The sequence below is a fragment of the Shouchella miscanthi genome, from assembly GCF_007725405.1.
Classification (GTDB): Bacteria; Bacillota; Bacilli; order Bacillales; family Bacillaceae_D; genus Shouchella; species Shouchella hunanensis.
This window is the reverse complement of record NZ_CP042163.1, coordinates 954544-973929: the sequence shown is the minus strand read 5'-3', so window position 1 is coordinate 973929 and position 19386 is coordinate 954544. Positions and strand designations below refer to the sequence as shown.

The 19386-nt window shown below is 40.7% G+C and carries 18 protein-coding genes; 4 read left to right on the top strand and 14 right to left on the bottom strand.

The window, feature by feature from the left end:
- Positions 1-6: 6 nt before the first annotated feature.
- Entirely contained in the window at positions 7-3051 is a 3045-nt protein-coding gene (locus FPV17_RS04630; protein WP_144558313.1) for an efflux RND transporter permease subunit, read from the bottom strand.
- 151 nt (positions 3052-3202) lie between these two features.
- On the opposite strand from FPV17_RS04630, the gene FPV17_RS04625 reads away from it, so the two are divergent.
- Positions 3203-3556: a YolD-like family protein gene (locus FPV17_RS04625; protein ID WP_144558312.1), complete on the top strand. Its 354-nt coding sequence runs from the start codon at positions 3203-3205 to the stop codon at positions 3554-3556.
- A 162-nt stretch (positions 3557-3718) separates the two neighbouring features.
- Positions 3719-3871, top strand: coding sequence for a sporulation histidine kinase inhibitor Sda (sda, locus tag FPV17_RS04620; protein WP_078440228.1), 153 nt, complete (start codon positions 3719-3721; stop codon positions 3869-3871).
- Between the two features lie 45 nt (positions 3872-3916).
- Here sda and FPV17_RS04615 read toward each other — a convergent pair whose 3' ends face one another.
- Complete coding sequence (locus tag FPV17_RS04615; RefSeq protein WP_144558311.1) at positions 3917-5602, bottom strand: M3 family oligoendopeptidase; 1686 nt, start codon at positions 5600-5602, stop codon at positions 3917-3919.
- 250 nt (positions 5603-5852) lie between these two features.
- Here FPV17_RS04615 and FPV17_RS04610 point away from each other — a divergent pair, with 250 nt between their 5' ends.
- Entirely contained in the window at positions 5853-6419 is a 567-nt protein-coding gene (locus FPV17_RS04610; RefSeq protein ID WP_052007499.1) for a flavin reductase family protein, read from the top strand.
- 171 nt (positions 6420-6590) lie between these two features.
- On the opposite strand, the gene FPV17_RS04605 is transcribed toward FPV17_RS04610, so the two are convergent.
- The 7 genes from FPV17_RS04605 to FPV17_RS04575 all read right to left on the bottom strand — a co-directional run bounded on the left by FPV17_RS04605 (position 6591) and on the right by FPV17_RS04575 (position 11790).
- Entirely contained in the window at positions 6591-7052 is a 462-nt protein-coding gene (locus FPV17_RS04605) for an NUDIX domain-containing protein (RefSeq protein WP_144558310.1), read from the bottom strand.
- A gap of 55 nt (positions 7053-7107) precedes the next feature.
- Positions 7108-7611 (bottom strand): GNAT family N-acetyltransferase, encoded by a 504-nt coding sequence (locus FPV17_RS04600; protein WP_144558309.1) that lies wholly within the window; start codon positions 7609-7611, stop codon positions 7108-7110.
- A gap of 72 nt (positions 7612-7683) precedes the next feature.
- Positions 7684-8838, bottom strand: coding sequence for a DUF418 domain-containing protein (locus FPV17_RS04595; RefSeq protein ID WP_144558308.1), 1155 nt, complete (start codon positions 8836-8838; stop codon positions 7684-7686).
- 163 nt (positions 8839-9001) lie between these two features.
- The gene (locus FPV17_RS04590; protein ID WP_144558307.1) at positions 9002-9391 is read right to left on the bottom strand and encodes a hypothetical protein; all 390 of its coding nucleotides are present in this window, start codon (positions 9389-9391) and stop codon (positions 9002-9004) included.
- Between the two features lie 3 nt (positions 9392-9394).
- Complete coding sequence (locus tag FPV17_RS04585; protein WP_035393048.1) at positions 9395-9592, bottom strand: helix-turn-helix transcriptional regulator; 198 nt, start codon at positions 9590-9592, stop codon at positions 9395-9397.
- 170 nt (positions 9593-9762) lie between these two features.
- Positions 9763-10422, bottom strand: a complete 660-nt coding sequence (locus tag FPV17_RS04580) for a potassium channel family protein (protein WP_246117128.1) — start codon at positions 10420-10422, stop codon at positions 9763-9765.
- Positions 10423-10443: 21 nt separating this feature from the next.
- Positions 10444-11790, bottom strand: coding sequence for a TrkH family potassium uptake protein (locus tag FPV17_RS04575; RefSeq protein ID WP_144558305.1), 1347 nt, complete (start codon positions 11788-11790; stop codon positions 10444-10446).
- A gap of 161 nt (positions 11791-11951) precedes the next feature.
- On the opposite strand from FPV17_RS04575, the gene spoIIP reads away from it, so the two are divergent.
- Positions 11952-13049, top strand: coding sequence for a stage II sporulation protein P (gene spoIIP / locus FPV17_RS04570; RefSeq protein WP_035393050.1), 1098 nt, complete (start codon positions 11952-11954; stop codon positions 13047-13049).
- Between the two features lie 16 nt (positions 13050-13065).
- Here the strand turns inward: spoIIP and FPV17_RS04565 are convergent, their stop codons facing one another.
- The 5 genes from FPV17_RS04565 to FPV17_RS04545 all read right to left on the bottom strand — a co-directional run bounded on the left by FPV17_RS04565 (position 13066) and on the right by FPV17_RS04545 (position 19255).
- Positions 13066-14106: a LacI family DNA-binding transcriptional regulator gene (locus tag FPV17_RS04565; protein ID WP_144558304.1), complete on the bottom strand. Its 1041-nt coding sequence runs from the start codon at positions 14104-14106 to the stop codon at positions 13066-13068.
- A 39-nt stretch (positions 14107-14145) separates the two neighbouring features.
- Positions 14146-15798 carry a glycoside hydrolase family 13 protein gene (locus FPV17_RS04560; protein WP_144558303.1) on the bottom strand — a complete coding sequence of 551 codons (1653 nt, stop codon included), beginning with the start codon at positions 15796-15798 and terminating at the stop codon, positions 14146-14148.
- A 77-nt stretch (positions 15799-15875) separates the two neighbouring features.
- The gene (locus tag FPV17_RS04555; RefSeq protein WP_035393052.1) at positions 15876-16718 is read right to left on the bottom strand and encodes a sugar ABC transporter permease; all 843 of its coding nucleotides are present in this window, start codon (positions 16716-16718) and stop codon (positions 15876-15878) included.
- Between the two features lie 3 nt (positions 16719-16721).
- Entirely contained in the window at positions 16722-18002 is a 1281-nt protein-coding gene (locus tag FPV17_RS04550) for a sugar ABC transporter permease (protein WP_035393053.1), read from the bottom strand.
- Positions 17999-19255, bottom strand: coding sequence for a sugar ABC transporter substrate-binding protein (locus FPV17_RS04545; RefSeq protein ID WP_144558302.1), 1257 nt, complete (start codon positions 19253-19255; stop codon positions 17999-18001). Before FPV17_RS04545 ends, FPV17_RS04550 begins: the two co-directional genes overlap by 4 nt.
- Positions 19256-19386 lie beyond the last annotated feature (131 nt).

The following is a 19386-nucleotide window of genomic DNA, read 5'->3' as shown; positions in this document are numbered from 1 at the left end:
TTTCTTTTACTCTAATTTACCCTCTTTCAAACGTACTCTCACTAAATAAAGCGCCGGTACAACAAATAACGTTAATACCGCTGAAAATAGTGCTCCAGACACAATGGTAATGCCTAATGGTTGAAACAACGTGCTGTTCCCAAACGCAATTGGGATTAAACCAGCAATCGTTACAAGCGAGGTTAATACAATCGGTCGAAAACGTTGTTCCGCTGCAAGCATCACCGCTTCTTTAGGTAGAAGTCCCTCTCTTCTTCGCTGTTCAATAAATTCAATGAGCACAATCCCATTTCGAACGACAATCCCAGCTAGACTAACACCACCCATTAATGACATAAAACCTAAACCTGTTTGTGTTAGAAACAGTCCGATCATCGCTCCTGAAAAAGCCAAATACACTGCACTAAGAACAATGAACGGAATCGTTAATGAATAAAATTGAATGACCATCGCAATTAGAATAAGAAAGACGACAATAAGAAAAATTTGGCCAATCTGTACAAAAACTTCTGTACGCTCAGACGTTTCTCCACCGATTTGAACACTGTAGTCACTTTCTTCTAACGCAAGAAGCTCGTCTTCAACTTCTGCAATAATGTCATCAGCTGATTGGTTCTCTGCTGGAAAAGCACGAACGGTGACAGAGCGCTCTCCTTGTTGACGAGGAATTCGTGGTTGGATTTCTTCCTCTGAGAGAGAAACAACGTCAGTTAACGGAACTCGATTTCCTGTTTCACCAGCTATCGTTACCGTATCAAGTAGTTCACGTTCATCCCCTTCAAAGACAAGACGCCAATCAAGTAACTCTCCGTCTTCATCAAATGTTCCAAGCGGGATACCTTCGCCAAGTACTGCCAACGACTGAGAAAGCTCATCACTTGTTAATCCATTCTCCTCCATTGCCTCTCGGTTTAATTCAACTACATACGATTGAACGGGATTCCCAATGGTATCATCAACATTTAACACACCGTCTACGTTAAGTAAAAGCTCCTTAGCCTCGGCACTTTTCACCATTAATTCGTCAATAGATGGCCCACTGATGTCAATCGCAATGGGTGCACCTACTGGAGGACCGGATTCAATAATGGATACCTCGTACGTTTCAATAACTGAAAAAGCTTCAGGTAACGTTTCACTCCATAGATCCATTGCTGTTCTTGCTTCAATCTCCTCTTTATCAATAAACACTAGGAAATTTGCTTGGTTTTGACTTTCTTCGCCACCACCATTGGCGTTAAACAAACGCGGAATGGATGTTCCTGAATAGGTAGATACAGACCGAACAAAGTCGTGCCTTCCTAGCCAAGAGGCAATCGCTTCAGCTTCTTCCTCTGTTTGTGCAAGTGGTGTACCATCCGCTAACGTCGTCTCAACAAACACCTCTTCTCGATCAGAATCTGGGAAGAACTCAATCGGAATCCATGGAATAAGAGCATATGCAGCCGTCCCAACAATTAAACCCGTGAAAGCAACAATAAAGGGATGGTTTACAACGCCTTTCATTAATTTCCGCCCATACCAGTTTCCACCTTTTTCTAAAAGCGGTCCTGCAAGACCTGCTGATCGCCCATCTTGCTTTGTTGGCTTTCGTTTCTCTCTCCATACACGATAAACAGGGACACCGATTAAGCCAACGGCCGTCGATGCAACAATGGCACTAATAACAACAACAGGTAGCGGACGAATAAATTCCCCTGCTCCACCTGGTAAGAATAAAATCGGAAAGAATGTAAACACCACAATAATGGTTGACGTAATAACAGAACCGAGTACTTCTGTCGTACCTTTTCTCGCTGCCTCTTTTGCTGGTTTGCCTAGCTTTAATTGACGCTCAATATTATCATTGACGACAATGGCATCATCGACTAAGATGGCTAGCACAAGGATATAGGCAATAAGAGAAATTTGATTTAAATCAACATTAGCAAATGGTAGTGCCAGTGAGCCAATGCTAAGCGATACAGGAACGGCAATCGCCACACTGATGGCAGACCCTATTCGCAAGCCTAATGAACACACAATGAGAACAGCTAGAAAAGCAAATCCAAATGACCACGCTAAATCTGCAAAAAGCTCTGATACGAGGTCACTTTGGGAATATAACAGCTCCATTTCTGCTCCTGCGGGTAACTCGCTTTCGAGTTCATCAACGTACCCGTCGAGTTCATTTTGTGCGGCAGGTACACTACTACCTGACTGTAACGTAAAGGTTAACGACAACGCTCGCTCACCATTAAATTGTACAGCTTCTTCACGTGCTTTATAGCTTTTTTCCATCACTCCAACATCTTGCAGTCGAACAATGTTGCCTTCTTCATCTACACCAACAGGCAGATTATTAAAGGAAGACACATCCTGATACGTTTCCATATTAACAGGAACGACGGCTCCTTCTGTTTCCCATTCGCCTATCGGTGATGTAGTTTCTTCACCTTGCAAGACTCCGAGTACTTGTGCGTATGAAAGGTTGTTCTCTTCCATTGCTTCCGCATCGAGCCTAACCGCTATTTCTTGCTCTACGACTCCCTGTACGTCAACACCTGTTATATCAACAAGTGAAGACAGCTTTTCTTCATACAGATCAATGAGCTGTATGAGCTCATCAACGTCTACATTTTCATTATAGGTGATTTGATACGTAGCGAGCCCTTGATCCCCTAGATCTGTTTCTACCTCAGGATTTAGAGCATCGTCCGGTAACGTGGAAGAGAGCCCATTTACTTGTTGAGATACGTCATTCCAAATAGTCGATTCTTTTCCGACACTTTCGTCGAGTTCGACCGTAATAAGAGATAAGCTAGGTGCAGAAACCGATTCATAGGAAGCAATTTCTTCATACCCACTTAAAATATCTTCGATTTGACTTGTAATTTGTCGCTCCACTTCTTCTGATGAAGCGCCTGGGTAAGCGGTAATAATTTGACCAATTGGCGGTTCAAATTCTGGTATTTCTCGTTGTGAAAGCTGCGTAAAGCTAATCGCTCCGACAACCGTTAGCATTGTAAAGAATAAGACCATTAGCTTTGGTCGATCAATAATCCAGCGCATATATTCCCTCTTTTCTAAGTAAGTATCACCACTTCATACCCTTTATCGGATCTTGAAAAACATTCTATTTCATGATTATCCAACAATCCCCATTGAATAACGAACGCACATTCGTCTATAATAAGAAGAAAAAGACGAAAGGATGTTCGCCATGCGTAAAGAAGAATTGTTTGTCAAACGAGGGAATTTACTGTGGGAAGGCAGTCGGATGATGCTGCCAGAGCACAAAGAAGGATGGCTTAAACTACAACAACAGGAAAGCTATATTCCGCTACATGAGCCGTTATCCGAAGACAGCTGGCAGGAGCTAGGTGAAACCATTATGGATGCGATTAAGCAACAGTACGACACTACCGTAACATTCTGGCATGATGGTCGTTACCACTCACTAGATGGAAAGGTCACGAAGTATGATGATTTGAACAAGCGTATTAAACTCCTTTTATCAGACGACTACGAATGGTTAAACCTTCGTATGATCAAAGATGTTTGTCGAAAACATTAACCCCTATCTGACTGTTATGATGGAAGACAGTCGCTTTGTGTCGAACTTCGATTAAGCACAAAAAATAAGTATATATAGTGTGAGATTATATTGATTAACACTATATATTGTGATAAATTACATGTATACAAGCAGAATCCTAAAACAAAGGGGAGCCTCGTCATGTTACAGCAACTATCCGATGATCTTCTTCTAGAAGCATATGATCGTGCGATCCAACATTGTTTAAATGCTGACTTTATTTCCATTATTAAACAAGAACTTCGGCGTCGAGGTCTCCTGAAACATATACATATGAAAAAAGATCGTTCTTAGTAGTAGAACGATCTTCTTTGCCTACCTTTTTATGGGGTAGGCTTTTTATAACTTTAATTCTTTTTCCATAAATGCCATAAGCGAACGAATCATGTCTTCTGAGAAATCAAACGCTATCCCCGCTGCTTTATAGACATCCGTTAATGACGTTGAACTGCCTAGGGCAAGTGCGGCTTTATACCGTTTTAATGTCTCTTCTGGATGTTCTTTATATTGCTTGTATAGCTGCATGGCTCCAAGCTGGGCAATGACATATTCGATATAATAAAATGGCACTTCAAAAATATGAAGCACGCTAAGCCACTGGGTTTCTTGCCACTTTTCATAACCAGACCAATCAACGACATTCGACTGAAGTTTTGTCAGCAATTCTTGATACTTCTTATTGCGCTCTTCCTTTGAATGGTTCGGGTGCTCATACAGCCAATGTTGAAACGAATCAATCACCATCCCAATTGGTAAGAACGTTACAATCGATTCTAATTGTTTCTGTTTGGCACGCTCATACTCTTCGTGATTCTCATAGTAGACATTCCAAAACGGCAGCGTAAATAACTCCATTGACATGCTTGCTAGTTCACTTGATTCCATTGGCGTATCACGATAAGCAGCTAGAGAAAGATCTTTCTTCCTATCGTTATGAATGCAATGCCCCATTTCATGAATAAGAGTAATCATATCCTTATGCTGTTTCGCATGGTTCATAAAAATAACAGAAAGCTGCGAAAGTGGCAGTGACGAACAGAACCCACCTGGCGATTTCCCTTTCCTGCTTTCAAGATCGAGCGTGTTCCCTTCATTAAGCTGAGAAAGAAGCTGACCAAAAGAAGGGTCAAGCTGATTTAACACTTTTTCTGTCTTTGAAATAAGCTCTTCTGTTGTGTCAAATGGTTTTAACGGCTCTTCCCCAGGCTTGATGGCGCTACGATCCCATGGCAAATACGAATCTAACCCTAATCCTTGCTGATGCCGCTTATGAATTTTTTCAACAACCGGCTTCACATACGTCGCGACATTCTCTGCTAAGCGTTTGCAATCCGCTGGTGTGTAGTCAAACCGATCATACTTCTGAAACATATAATCCGCAAAATTCGTAAATCCTGCGTTTTCAGCCTTTTTCTGCCTCAGTCGGATAAGCTCTGACAAAATCTCCTGCAAAGGCTCTTCTTTTTCTATGTAAGCCTCACGCAATTTCGTCATGGCTCGTTTTCGTTGATCACGGTCAACACTTTCATAATAAGCAATTAATTGAGGTAGCGTTAATTCTTCCCCATTCCAATCAACCGTCATTGATCCAGTATGTTCGAAATAAGTAGTCGCCAGTTGATCTTCTTCTACCTCTAGTTGAATCGTTGCTTCTTGAAATAATGCCTGTGCGCTTTTTCGTCTTTTTACTAAATAGCCATACTGTTCCTCTGGTAATTGAGCTAAAACGTTGGATGAGAGAAACGCATCATCCAATAAAGCGGAGTATTTCTTTACAATCGGCAACACAACTTGCTGATCATGCTCAAATACACGCTTCGCTTCCTTAGAGTCGTTATAGCTATTAAATTCAACATAATGACCTGTCATCATTTCTTCCAGTTCATCGGATAGGTCCGATTCTTTTTGTAGAAATACTTCCACCTGCTCCACTGAATCAAGCGGAATGTTCAACAACTCATTGTACCGTGCTTCAAGCTTATCCGTCTCTTCAAGTGAAAAAGGTTCCTTATAAAAGGTTGCCATCGTCTACCAACTCCTTTTCACCCATTTTAGCATTCATATAGAGCAGGGACTAGTTCGAGGCATTGTTGTTGATCCATACGCCAAAGAAGGCTCATCCAATGCCCCTCTTGTTAAGAAAATCATCCGATTCATTTTCTTTTATTATAAAATAAAAGCTGATCGTAGCGTTTTTTGTTGCCCGAAACACAAAGTCCTTTTATGATGAAACCAGTCGTTTCTTTATACCAACCAAAAAGAAGGAGTACTACATATGTTAAAACCTATTTCAAAAGCTTCATGGCATACCTACCCAAGCATGGTAGCTGTCATAACGAGTAAATCAAATGAACAAGTCAATGTAATGGCGTCTGGATGGCACACCTTTATGGGAACAAACCCAGGGCATTACGGGTTCGCCTTACGAAAAGAAACGTATACATATGAGCTCATCTCACAAAGCAAAACCTTCGCGGTCCAGTTTCTCCCTAGCCAACATTCCAAGTGGATTCAACTTAGCGGCACATATAGTGGGAGAGAACAGAATAAATTTGATCTCTTTAATATTCCTTATCACTTAAGTGAACTGTGTAACGTTCCTATAATTGAAGATGCTTATTTTGCTTATGAATGTAACGTAGTGGGCGAGCACACCTACGGTACTCATGAGTGGATTGTCGGCGAAGTCATGCAAAGCTATCGAAATGAGCAGGCATTTACTTCAAGCAATACAATTGACTTTGAGCAACTATCGATTCCAATGTATATTGGACGATCTGAATATCGGTCGCTTACAAAAGATGCACCCCGAATGCTCCATCAACAGACGAATCATTTGTAGCCAAGACAGAACACCTTCAGAAAGAACGACTTAAACAACTTGCACCTATATAATCTGTAACAGAAGGCGGCTTCTAACCAACATACTCTCTCGGATTTTCAATATGTTGCTTTTCCGAGAGGATCTCCGTCAAATCAAATCTAACCGCTTCTGTTCTTAGGAATTTGCTGACTAATTAATGTCTCCTAGATAAACGAACGATTTCTTATCATTGTGGTACTCAATAATAGATTTTCTTAAACTTTTCGGGTATATTCTATACTCAAGCAACGCCTCTATAGGAAGCCATTCCATCCCCACTTGATTTTGGTCTGGTTGAGTAGGTGCTTGATTACCACATTCATTTACTGCATGACAAACAAAACAAATTTCAACTTGGTGAACAGCGGAATCAAATGCAGCATGCTCGTGATTTTTCCCTATATACTCACGGATGTGAAGGAGTTCTTTCACATCTACTTCTTTTCCCACCTCTTCCAAACACTCTCTTATTAAAGTATGATGCAACGTTTCCCCCCACTCCTGTCCACCTCCAGGAAAAAGATAAAAAACCCCTTCTGAGTCTCGATTTTTTGTTACTAAGATCTTATCTTCGCTAATGATAATTCCTTTTGCTGAGTTTCTAATTCCCATGTACACCTCTCCCTTACATCCACTAGTTAAAAAAGAAACTTTCCTTGCTTAATAATTATTCATGAATCGTTCTCGTGAACGAAGTCGCACATAGTTCTTTTCTCATTTTTAAATTTGTCAGATAAACACCTTTTCGTTCAACGGTTTGTTGGCGAACAGTCACGTAGCCTCTTTGTGTAAAAAATGCCTTTGCTGTTATACTTGACTCTGTTTCAATCGCTTGCAGTTTTAATCGCTTTGCTTCGCTCTCAAGTTTATCAACTAGCAGAGATGCTACCCCTTGTCTTTGATACTCTTTATGAACAAACAATCGGTCTAAGTAACCATTAAACGTTAGATCAGCAAAGCCGACGATTCGATCGTTCACTTTTACAACAAACGTTAGGTTTTCATTTAATGATCTTTTCCACCGGTTGATTCTTTCACTTTTATCCTCTAAAGCCGCCCAAGCCTCTACTTGCTCTCGCGAATAGTCTCTTGCATTAACAGAATGAACGGTTTCATAAAAGAGCGAAACCACTTCCTCTGTATCGTTTTCATGAAATCTCAAGGTCATCATTCCTTGCTCTCCCCCTATGCAACCTTACTGCACGCGATTATGGAAACGTAATTACTTTTCTTTTTCTGAGCGCTAGTCTCTATTTTTGAACGGGGCAGACGATAGTTTTTTCCATACATATTCCAAAGGACCCGTACCTAAGTATGTAACAAACAGCTCTGCTGCCACCATCATAATTATTGTTATGAACAACCAACATAGAAGCACAACATAGACAGAAGAAACGGGAGCAAGATTGAAGCCCCAACCATAAAAAATAAGAGATGCGACAATGTTTTGTAAGATATAACAGCTCAATGCTGTTTTTCCTATAGCTTCAAACCGTTTCATGATCCACGGAACCATCTTTTTATGAAGAACCCAAGCAAACAGTCCAATATAACCTAATGCTAAAACAGGGGCAAAGATATACCTCGTCGCAAGGTCAAAATAACCACCGGGCACAAGCGCCAATAGATTTAAGGGTATTCCTATACCTAAACCATAGATCATTAGTTTCTTACGAATGACTCTTCCACGTTCATTGTTTAAAAAAGCCCCTGCACGATGCAAGAAAATGCCAACTAAATATAGTGTGATATTCATAAAAATAATCAGAATGGCTTCTGCTCGCAATCCTATAAAATGAACCACGCGATAGTAGACTTGTTGCCAATAGGGTTGATTCTGATAGACTGAGCTTATCTCTTCACCCATACGCTCCATTTCAAAAAGAAATGAATCATCTCTTAAAATAAAAAACCAGAGAATCGACACTAGTACCACACCAAAAAGATGCATAAATCCTGTTATCATCATTATCTTCTTTAGAAGCTTTTCACGCTTACTTATCATGAACGCTACGATTCCTCCTGTGAGGGCATAACTCATGAGCACATCGTATTCAAAAACAAAAACAAAGTGTAAAAAACCATCAATAAAGAGGAGAGCCATCGTCCATAGATACAACGGTATCCATGGTAATTCTTCTCTTTTGGCTTTACGGTATTTTAACTCTAGGCCTATTCCAAATAAAATTGTCAGCAGACTTAGAAACTTCCCATTTATAAACACAGAAAGAGACGCCTGTATGAAAGACTGTATATCCTCCCACCAATTTGCATTTACAAAGACAGCAAGAAGATTTCCCGGTTGCGCAAACAACCAAACATTTGTCCCTAATGTGCCAATAATGGCAAAACCTCTTAAGACGTCTATCAAACGAATTCGCTTTTCACTTTGCTCCATCCCTAAGCTCCTTGCACACCGTCTTTTTGTACTTCACTCTACACGATGTCGCTGATCTTAGTTTACAGATGTTTCCCTTCATTCCCTATTCATTGATGTCACTTCATACACATGACAGCTATCACAACTAGCGCGCTTTCAGGAAGACTTTCATTAGCCCAACTTAGATTCGTCTTGCATAAAAAACCATCGTCGATGGAATCGTTACCAACAAAATAGCCGCTAAAAAGAGTAAGACTTGTTGGGCGCCCCAATGAATTCCACTAAATCCGGCTACAAAAAATAACAAAAAGATGCTACCGAAAATAACGAAATAATTTACCACCATTGATTTTCCTATTATTGTTTTTGCCCGTTCATCTTTTGGGAATAAGTGAGGAGATAAATAAACCATCAATAACTGATTAACCCCTAACGCCATTAACGCCAATCCCATCGGAAACTGACGATTCAGTAGCTGATTAATCGTTATGTAAATGGCCACTCCAGTTACAAATAGACCTGTAAGTAAAAATAGTAGTTGGTTTTCCATTGTTTTTCTGTTTTTCTTCATGAACTAGTCCTCCTCATAAATAAATATATCTTCAATCGTACAGCTAAAGATACGTGACAGTTTGAATGCCAACTTAATAGAAGGATTGTAGCGTTCTTTTTCCAATGAAATTATCGTTTGCCTTGAAACAGCTAATTGCTCAGCTAATTCATCTTGGGTTAAACCATAGTTTACCCGTAATCGTTTTATATTGTTTTTCATTTTTATACCTGCTCCTTAGTAAAGTAAGCTTTACGTAACGTTCACTTTACTACACGGTGGAAATGAAATCAATGTCATTTACCAATTACAGTTTGTATACAGCTAAAAAAGACATCCATATAGAATGCCTTTTTTTCCTTGTATCGCCTTCACTACCAGTCACTAAAGACTTAGAGCAATTCCGCTTCAAGCTTTTTTAAATCACGGTTCCCACCTAAAACGATCATCACATCTCCTTCAGTCAGCATATCGTCCGGCATCGGTGTAATGGTAAGGTTTTCGCCTGATTTTATTCCCAGCACATTACACTTGTAGCGCTTGCGAATATTTAATTTCGCCAGCGTTTTTCCAGCGATTTTTTTTGTGGCGACAAGCTCCACAATGCTGTGATCCACTGAAATCTCCACATAATCAATCACTTTGTCAGAATCTAAGCTATGAGCAATGCGAATGCCCATATCGAGCTCAGGATGAATAATGCGATCAGCGCCGATTTTCTCAAGCACACGATGATGCTGTTGGTTACGTGCTTTGACCCATAATTTCTGAACCCCTAATTCTTTCAACAAAAGAGTCGTCAATATACTCTCTTGAATATGATCTCCTATCGCAACAATGACCGCATCGTAACTTTCCGGTTCAAGGGAGCGCAGCGTTTTTTCATGAGTGGTATCAGCTATAATGGCTCGGCTTGTAAATCCGTCTGCATCTTCTACTCGTTCTTCATCTGAATCAACGGCAACAACATCATGCCCATGTTTATAGAGCTCTCTCGAAACGCTCGTTCCAAAACGACCAAGACCAATGACTAGAAATTGTTTTCTTCGCATTTCCATGTTCTCCTTTCCTTATTATCCAATTAAGATCCGTTCCGTAGAATACTGATAGTGTTCCCCTCTTCTATCCCCTCTAAATGAAAAGAGCACGGCGATAATTCCGACTCGACCGATTACCATTAAGACCATCAGAACGACTTGGCTCGGCAAGGACAACTCAGATGTGATCCCTAAAGATAAGCCACATGTTCCAAACGCTGAAGCCGTTTCAACTAAGACTTGCAGCAGCGTAACCGATGTATTTTGTTCAAAGGTCATGATAAGCAAAATGGCCAGAAACAAAAGACCTGTAAAAATGGATAGCACCACAAATGACTTTTGTTGGTCTTCTTCATGAATTCTCCGACCAAATACATGCACATGTTTTTTCCCAGTCGCAAAGCTACGTAGCGTAAGCATCATAACTGCTAGCGTCGTTGTTCGTATACCTCCACCAACACTCGATGGGCTCGCTCCAATCATCATTAATAGCGACATAAATAAGAGAACAGGAATGTGAAATGCAGCTAAATCAACTGTTGATAGGCCTGCGCTTCTTGTTGTTGCCGAAAAAAAGACCGCTTGTGATAGCTGTTCGTGCCAACTTAAGGTAGCAAACGCTAAGTCTCTTTCTAAAAACCAAATCCCAAAGGCCCCTATAAAAAACACAAGAAAATAAGTAGTTGTCGTGAGTTTCGTAAATAAACTGAATTTAAATGTGCGTTTTCGGCTCTTTATGTATTCAATACATTCTAAAATAACTGGAAAGCCAATTGAACCCGCAAAAACAAGTAAAATGGTTATACATTGAACAAAGTAATCATCCACAAATGGAGCTAGCGATTGACCTGTTACATCAAAACCAGCGTTTGTAAAAGCACTTAACGAGGCAAAGGCACCTTGTAAGTAAGCTTCAAATGCCCCGTCAAAGAAACGTAAATAATAGGTCCCTAGTATAAGGGCGCCTGCCCCTTCAATACATAGTGCAATGACTATGAGACTGCTCATCAAACGGACAAGGCCTGAAAACTGATTTTGTACTCGGTTTTGGTCGACGATGATAAGCAAACGTTGCGAAAGGTTAATTCGTCTTCCTAGCATCATCCAAGCAAAGGTGGCAAGTGTCATAATACCAATTCCACCTAGTTGTATTGCGAGCGAGAGAACGAGTATTCCACCCCAGTTAAACGTTTCGACCACATTAATCGTCACTAGCCCCGTTACACTGACCGCACTAACCGATGTAAATAATGCATCTCGATACGTCAGTTCAACGCCAGGCTCATGAAAAACAGGCAAATAAAACAGAACACTAAACACGAACATTGAAAGTAAATAAGCGAAGAGAATTACACGAAAGGGATTACTCTTTTTTCGGTTCATAATGGACTCCTCATTCTCGTTCACGTTGAAAGATACGTCTTATACTAGGCGCTACGTAACAGGATTGCAATAAAAATTTTCCTTTGCTCTTACCTTTTTAATTCCTAGTGCTAATTTAATTGTTAGTTTCATAGAGTAGAGTAGAGGAAGGTGATTGTGTTGTGAACGTAGTCGTTAAATGGTTAGGAAGTATTTCTATTATGCTTCTATCCACACTTCTTATTATTAGCATACTAGCAACAAATCAAACCTGGTATAACCGTGGACTGAATACGATTGTATCGCCTTTAGAGGGCGTTGATTTACTCCATTTGATTTCACTTGAAAATCCCATCTTCAAAGAAGCACTCCCTTCTGAATTTAAAGCAAAATCGTTCAGCCATGTTATGGTATCTACCGCAACAAACCTAGACTTCAGTCACCCTCTTTCATTGCTCTCGCAAGGAATTCCAGCTATGGCGGCATTTGATACAACCATCGCCGTTGCTGGACAAGGGACAGATGTGACCAATATGCCAAGAGAAACACTGCCCCCTGAAGAAGCATTAGCAGAACTTGCCAAAGAACATACAAATGAAGAAAACGAAGAATCGCCTGGGCAAGAATCTGAGAATACCGATCCGTCTGTGTTAATCTATCATACGCACAGCTATGAGTCCTTTCTGCCTGAATTAGGATTAGAAGGTGCTGAAAATGCAGACCAAGCCATTTCAAGTAACCCTGAATTAAACATCATTAACGTTGGGAAGCACTTTGCGGACAGGCTCTCCACCCATGGAATTGTTGCTGATGTAGACAAAACCAATATGAATGCCTATATGCAAGAGCGCAGTATGACCAATTATTATTCGGCTTCTCGTCAGATAATCGAAGGCAAACTAGAGACACAGCAATATGATTTACTGCTCGATTTTCACCGTGATTCTGCACGTCGTGATCTTACAGCGGTGACTATTAACAATGAAACGTTCGCACGCATTCTTTTTGTTGTCGGTACCGCACACGCGAATTCAGATGCTCAATTAGCTGCCGCAACAGAACTTCATAACCGGATTGAAGAAGCCTATCCCGGCTTAAGTCGTGGTGTATTTACAAAGGACAAATCACAGGGGAATGGTATTTACAATCAAGACTTAGCAAACACTGCTATGCTGATTGAATTTGGTGGGGTTGATAATACAATGGAAGAAAGCTTGCGAAGCGCAGACGCTGTAGCAGATCTGTTAGCTGATTATTACAAAGAGACAATGGATGAATAAAAAGAAAGCACGCGGCTTAAGGCGTGCTTTCTTTTATGATTCTTCTACTTGTTGATGAACGACGAACGAGCTTGTGTCCAACAATTCTTGCTTGAGCAGCTAGTGGAGGTGCGGCAATTTGTTCGCGAACAAGCGTTGCTGCTTGAAAGCCTAGTTCATAAATGAAGATGTCCATTGTTGTTAATGGTGGTGCCGAAAGCTCTGACATTAACACATTGTTGAAGCTTACAACAGATATATCTTCTGGCACGCGATAGCCCATGCTCGTTAACATCTTCAGTACACCAAGAGCCATGAGATCATCTGCTACAACAAGGGCTGTGGGTGGCGTTGCTTGTGCCATTAACTCGATAACGGCTTGTTCTCCACCTTCAAACACTTCATCATGATAAACAAAATACATTGGATTTACTTCAATACCAGCTGTCTCAAGTGCTTGCTCGTATCCATGCTTATGATCAAGTGTGACATAAGCATCTTTTCTTCCACCAATAAAGCCAATGCGTTCATGTTTTAATAGCAACACATACTCAGTCAGCATTTTAGCAGCTTTCACATTGTCATTATTTACATAAGAAACAACGTCTTTATAGTCTTCAGGTGGTCGACCGATCACAACAAATGGAAATTTCTCTCTAAGTAAGAAAGGAATAACCGGATCAGACGTAGTAGAGTACAATAAGATTATTCCGTCAACACGACGGCTGTACACCATTTCCTTTACTTCCTCCATAATCCCTTCTTCCGTTTGTCCTGTTGATAAATATAAGCCATATTTATCTTTATTTGCTTGTGCTGTAATGCCTCGCAGCACTTCTGGAAAAAAAGGATTTTGAAAAGGCGCATAGGATGCACTTGGCATAATGACGCCAATTACATTCGTTTCTTTATTTACGAGATTGCGGGCATGAACATTTGGATAATATCCTAGTTCGTCCATTATCTCTTTTACTCTCTCTTTTGTTCGTTTGCTTATTTTTGGACTATCGGCAATCACCCTAGAAACCGTTGACGGTGCCACGCCTGCTAATTTTGCAACATCTTTAATTGTACTCACTAGACTTCATCCCTTTTATCATTTGTCCAGCTGTGACACTTAATGATTTGTACGAAACACACGGGCTTCATACGGCTTAAGTGTATCACTCACATCTGAATCTACGTTTGATAAAACAAGTTCAGCATTCTTAATGGTAGAAAAGGGTTGCTCCTTCTCCGATAAATTAACAACTACATAAAATGTTTCATCTTGACTCGTACGACTATAGGCAACTAGATTATCTGCCGTTTCAAGCAATTGGTAGTTTCCATATACTAGTGTATCAAATTGTTTACGAACTTCAATCATTTTTACATAGTAGTGCAAGATAGAATGTGGGTCGCTCTGCTGACTTTTAATATTAATGGTTTCATAATTCGGGTTGACTTTCATCCACGTTTGATCGGCTGAACTAAAGCCTCCGTTTTTGGAAGCATCCCACTGCAATGGCGTTCGGGAATTGTCACGGCCTGATTCCCAAATCACGTGCATAATGTCTTCGTGCGGAACCCCCTTTTCAATTTCTTGTTTATAATAGTTACGCATGGACACATCATCGTATTCATCAATTGAATCAAATCGGACATTCGTCATCCCAATCTCTTGACCTTGATAAATAAACGGTGTGCCTTTCATGAAGAAATACATGGTACCAAGTGCTTTTGCACAGCGTTTCCAATATTCCTTATCATTTCCCCAAGAAGATACAACCCGAGTCTGATCGTGATTTTCAATAAACAAAGCGTTCCAGCCAACACCTTCAAGACCATATTGCCACTTAGATAGCGCCTCTTTCACAGCGGGTACATTTAACTTCTGTTCATTCTCTTTGTTCCATAATCCAAGATGTTCAAATTGAAACACCATATTAAAAACACCGTTTTGCTCACCAACCCAAGCTGCCACATCTTCAGGATTTTCCATCCGGACACCATTTGCTTCACCAACTGTAAAGACGTCGTAACGGTCAAGAGTGTTTTCTTTCATTTCTTGCAAATAATCATGAATACCTGGACGATTCATATGACCATCGAAGGATTCTACATAGCGCTCACGATTCGGATTTGGCAGGTCGGGGAAACCGTCCACTTTTTTAATATGGCTAATCGCATCAACACGGAAACCATCAATTCCTTTATCCATCCACCAGTTCATCGTCTCATAAAGAGCTGCGCGCACATCTTTATTTTCCCAGTTTACATCGGGCTGTTTCGTCGAGAAAATGTGCATGTAATATTGCTTTGTTTTTTCGTCCCACTCCCATGCAGACCCATTAAAAATCGACGCCCAATTATTCGGTTCGCTTCCATCTTCCTTAGCGTCACGCCAAATATACCAGTCTCTCTTTTCACTCTCTTTTGAAGAACGAGACTCAACAAACCATTCGTGCTCATCAGACGTATGGTTGATGACAAGATCGATGATGAGTTTCATCCCTCTCGCATGCACTTGCTCCAACAACTCGTCAAAGTCAGCCATTGTACCAAACTCCGCCATGATTTCTTTGTAGTTTCGAATGTCATAGCCGTTATCATCATTGGGCGAATCGTACATTGGACTCATCCAAATAACATCAATTCCCATCCACTGCAAATAATCTAGTTTTTCAATGACCCCTCTTAAATCCCCTATTCCGTCTCCGTTCGCATCATAGAAACTCCGAGGATACACTTGATAGCATACAGCTTCTTTCCACCATTGCTTGGACATGTTAATCGACTCCTATCTACTCTCTCTCTTTGTGTAGAAAAAGGTGCAAAATGATTCTGCACCTTCTTGAATTTTTGTTATCCTTTTGTTGCACCTGACGCTAGCCCTGAAATGAGGTAGCGTTGCAAGAATAGGAATACGATGGAAATCGGCACAGCGATTAATACCGCTCCAGCCGCAAATCGGGTAAAGTTTGTCGCAAATTGATCGCTTACGAAATTAAAGAGACCAAGTGCTAATGTATAATTTTCCGGACTTCTTAAAACGATTCTCGGTAAAATAAAGTCCATTAATGGATTCATAAAGTTAAATAAGGCAACCACCGCTAAAATTGGCTTGGCCAGTGGCAAAACAATTTGGAAGAAAATCCGGAAATGCCCTGCGCCATCTAGCTTGGCTGATTCATCCAGTTCTTTTGGTAGCGTATCAAAGTATCCTTTCACTAAGAACGCATTCATCGGTATTGATCCACCAACATAGATAAGGATCAACCCCCATAAACTGTCAAGCAAACCAATCGTATTTAACAATACATAAATGGCCACCATCGCCATAATAACCGGGAATATTTGCAAGACAAGGAACAAGTACAACCCGTTTTTCTTGCCGACAAATTGATAACGTGAAAACGCATAGGCTGTAAAGCACACTACAATCGTTGATAAAATAGATGTAATCGTTGCAACAAACAACGAGTTCATGTACCACGTAGTGTATTGACTCTGTTCATCAAAAAATAGCCAACGGTAGTTTTCTAATGACCAATTTTCCGGTAACAAACTTGCCCCATATATATTCGTTCCTGGGCTAAGGGATAAACCAATCGTCCAAAGTAATGGGTATGCAATAATCACAAACATAAAGAAGATGAACGCATACATAAGAAAGACTTCAATTTTCGACTTTGTTTTAAGGTTCATGATTTATCTGTCCTCCTTAAATGACGCGCTACGACGGAATTGGAAGACGGCAAAGAGCGCGACGAGAATGCCAATAATGATCGAGATTGCTGCAGCCATACTATATTGAGAGTTTTCGAATGCAAGGCTGTACACCCACGAAATTAAAATATCGGTGCTCCCTGCACTTTGGCCACGTACTGGTGGGCCACCCTCGTTAAATAAGTAAATAAGATTAAAGTTATTAAAGTTACCAGCATACTGCATAATTAATAATGGCGCTGTCGCAAATAAGACGTGGGGTAACGTGATAAAGCGAAACTTCTGTACACGACTTGCTCCATCCATATCGGCAGCTTCATACCAGTCATCTGATACACTTTGTAAAATACCAGTAAAGAGTGCAAAAACAAATGGGAAGCCAAGCCATACTTGAATCATTATTAACGCAATTCTCGTGTAAAAAGGATCAGACAACCACGGTACCGCGAAATCAAATAACGGAACAAAAAGGTCGCTGTTAATAGCACCGAACCCATCATTAAACATAGCAGCAAAGATAAGAATTGTTACGAAACTTGGAACAGCCCAAGGTAAAATCAGTACGGTACGGATAAGCTTTTTATACTTAATTCGCTTATCATTCACAATAACTGCAAGAAAAAGCGCGAGTGCAATTTGAAGAGTTGTCGCCACAACTGTCCAAACGATCGTCCAAGATAGTACAGAGATAAACGTTTGACGCCAAATCGGAATTGTCGCTAAATCAATAAAGTTTTGAAACCCTACCCAGCTCAATACATTTCTTGGTGGTGAATTAAAGAGATTGTAATCAGTAAACGCAAGTACAATCATATAAAGAAGTGGAAATACTACCGCAAGCAGCAGCAATGCTAAACCCGGCAATACAAGTAAATACGGAAATCCCTTGTCCCAAGAATGCTTCGTTCTCTCACGCAAAGACGGAATGGCTTCTCCTTCCACTCGCATCTTCGCGACACGACGAGCATCTTTCATGGTTAAAAACACCATGATGGCTGCAAAAACCGTTAGAAAGACAGCTACAATTCCTTGTCCAATTAAAACCCTTGAATCATCAACACCATCTAACGTGCCGAGGGTAAACAATCCCCAATAGCCCATATTGAAAATATCGTAAAACACAAAGATAAAGGCAGCCGTAACAAGGAGAAGTAAACTCCCCTTCAACCATTGACGATTGTAAAGTTGTCCAATGCCAGGCACAATGGACAACATACTAGCTAGCTTGGGGTTATGATTTTTCATCGGTGCTACTTCTTTCATTCTCGACCAGCCCCCATAATTTGTATTTCATCTTCAATCAGTTCCACTGTTTCTTCTAATACCTCTCTTACATCATGACCTTGAGATATAAAGACATTCGCATCCCCCATTGGTCCCCAAACTGCCGAAACTTCTGGAACATTCGGCATGAAATAGGCATGTTCTAACTGTTCTTGGAACCCTTCATAAAGTTCATCATCTAAGTTCACTTCTGCTCGTGCTGGGATCTCCCGTTTATTCTCAAAGAAGATTTGAGCGCTTTCATCATTCGTCATAAATACAGCTAACTCTGTTGCCCAACTAATGTGCTCACTATATCCATTGACCATCCACGCTTTTACACCACCAAGAGAGCGCATCGGGTTTCCATTAACCGTTGGAAGTGGTGCCGTTTTTAATGAATCTCCAAGATTTTCTCCGTACTCAGCGATATTCCATGGTCCTGAAAAGACTGCACCAACACTACCGTCTAAAAATAAGCCATTTAAAATATCTGCATTCAGGTTTTGAGGCAAGTAACCTTCTTGGCGAAACCGTTGCAACACTTCCCCGCCTTCAACGGCGCCGTCGTTCGCTAAGCCTATATCAAGGGTATCGTAATCGCCACCGTCTTCAGCAAAAATGTATCCTCCGTACGCCTCGTAGAATGGATAGGCAAAGTACATTTCTTTCGACTCTAGTAGAAAACCAAATTCATTTGCCCCTGCATTCGTATATTCCTCACCAATGGCTTCAAGTTCTTCTATCGTTGTAGGTGGTTCCGAAAGAATCTCCGTATTATAAAAAAGAGCGTAGGTTTCCACGGCTGCAGGTACGCCAGCAAGCTCCCCTTCATACGTAAGCGCATCCAACGTTCCATCTAAATAACCAGCTTCTTGCTCAGGCGTCAGCTCAATATCAGCTGCCAACCCTTGAAGTGTTATACTCCCAACCATGTCGTTTGGCTGATAAAATAAATCAGGTCCTCCACCAGCAGGTGCATCTAACGACATTGCTTCTAGTTGATCACCCATACTAAACGGCGTAATCCGAACTTCAATTCCAGTCTCTCTTTCAAAGTTCTCGCCAATTTCACGATAGGCAACAAGTTCACGTTCATCATCATTGACCCATATATGAAGCGATTCTGGTTTATTTTCTTCTGTAGCCGGCTCTGTTTCGAGCTCTTCCATGACCCCTTCTCGATCGGGACCACATGCACTTAATACAGCAAGAACTGCCATTGTACTAATTGGGTACTGCCATTTTTTCATCTTAAATCCCCCCTACTCTATCGTTAACAAAGGCAAACGTTTGCACAAAAGTTAAACCGTTTACATATCAATTTACATCCATAGTATACGGGTATTTTCAGCAATAGGCAATAATTAAATTTTCTAATAGG

What these genes read in the sequence shown, in the direction of transcription:
- FPV17_RS04615 (WP_144558311.1), bottom strand. Translation starts at nt 5,602, where the DNA reads ATGGCAACCTTTTATAAGGAACCTTTTTCACTTGAAGAGACGGATAAG.
- FPV17_RS04560 (WP_144558303.1), bottom strand. Translation starts at nt 15,798, where the DNA reads ATGTCCAAGCAATGGTGGAAAGAAGCTGTATGCTATCAAGTGTATCCT.
- FPV17_RS04610 (WP_052007499.1), top strand. Translation starts at nt 5,853, where the DNA reads ATGTTAAAACCTATTTCAAAAGCTTCATGGCATACCTACCCAAGCATG.
- FPV17_RS04625 (WP_144558312.1), top strand. Translation starts at nt 3,203, where the DNA reads ATGCGTAAAGAAGAATTGTTTGTCAAACGAGGGAATTTACTGTGGGAA.
- sda (WP_078440228.1), top strand. Translation starts at nt 3,719, where the DNA reads ATGTTACAGCAACTATCCGATGATCTTCTTCTAGAAGCATATGATCGT.
- FPV17_RS04545 (WP_144558302.1), bottom strand. Translation starts at nt 19,255, where the DNA reads ATGAAAAAATGGCAGTACCCAATTAGTACAATGGCAGTTCTTGCTGTA.
- FPV17_RS04605 (WP_144558310.1), bottom strand. Translation starts at nt 7,052, where the DNA reads ATGGGAATTAGAAACTCAGCAAAAGGAATTATCATTAGCGAAGATAAG.
- FPV17_RS04590 (WP_144558307.1), bottom strand. Translation starts at nt 9,391, where the DNA reads ATGAAGAAAAACAGAAAAACAATGGAAAACCAACTACTATTTTTACTT.
- FPV17_RS04585 (WP_035393048.1), bottom strand. Translation starts at nt 9,592, where the DNA reads ATGAAAAACAATATAAAACGATTACGGGTAAACTATGGTTTAACCCAA.
- FPV17_RS04630 (WP_144558313.1), bottom strand. Translation starts at nt 3,051, where the DNA reads ATGCGCTGGATTATTGATCGACCAAAGCTAATGGTCTTATTCTTTACA.
- FPV17_RS04550 (WP_035393053.1), bottom strand. Translation starts at nt 18,002, where the DNA reads ATGAAAGAAGTAGCACCGATGAAAAATCATAACCCCAAGCTAGCTAGT.
- FPV17_RS04600 (WP_144558309.1), bottom strand. Translation starts at nt 7,611, where the DNA reads ATGATGACCTTGAGATTTCATGAAAACGATACAGAGGAAGTGGTTTCG.
- FPV17_RS04580 (WP_246117128.1), bottom strand. Translation starts at nt 10,422, where the DNA reads ATGCGAAGAAAACAATTTCTAGTCATTGGTCTTGGTCGTTTTGGAACG.
- FPV17_RS04555 (WP_035393052.1), bottom strand. Translation starts at nt 16,718, where the DNA reads ATGAACCTTAAAACAAAGTCGAAAATTGAAGTCTTTCTTATGTATGCG.
- FPV17_RS04575 (WP_144558305.1), bottom strand. Translation starts at nt 11,790, where the DNA reads ATGAACCGAAAAAAGAGTAATCCCTTTCGTGTAATTCTCTTCGCTTAT.
- FPV17_RS04595 (WP_144558308.1), bottom strand. Translation starts at nt 8,838, where the DNA reads ATGGAGCAAAGTGAAAAGCGAATTCGTTTGATAGACGTCTTAAGAGGT.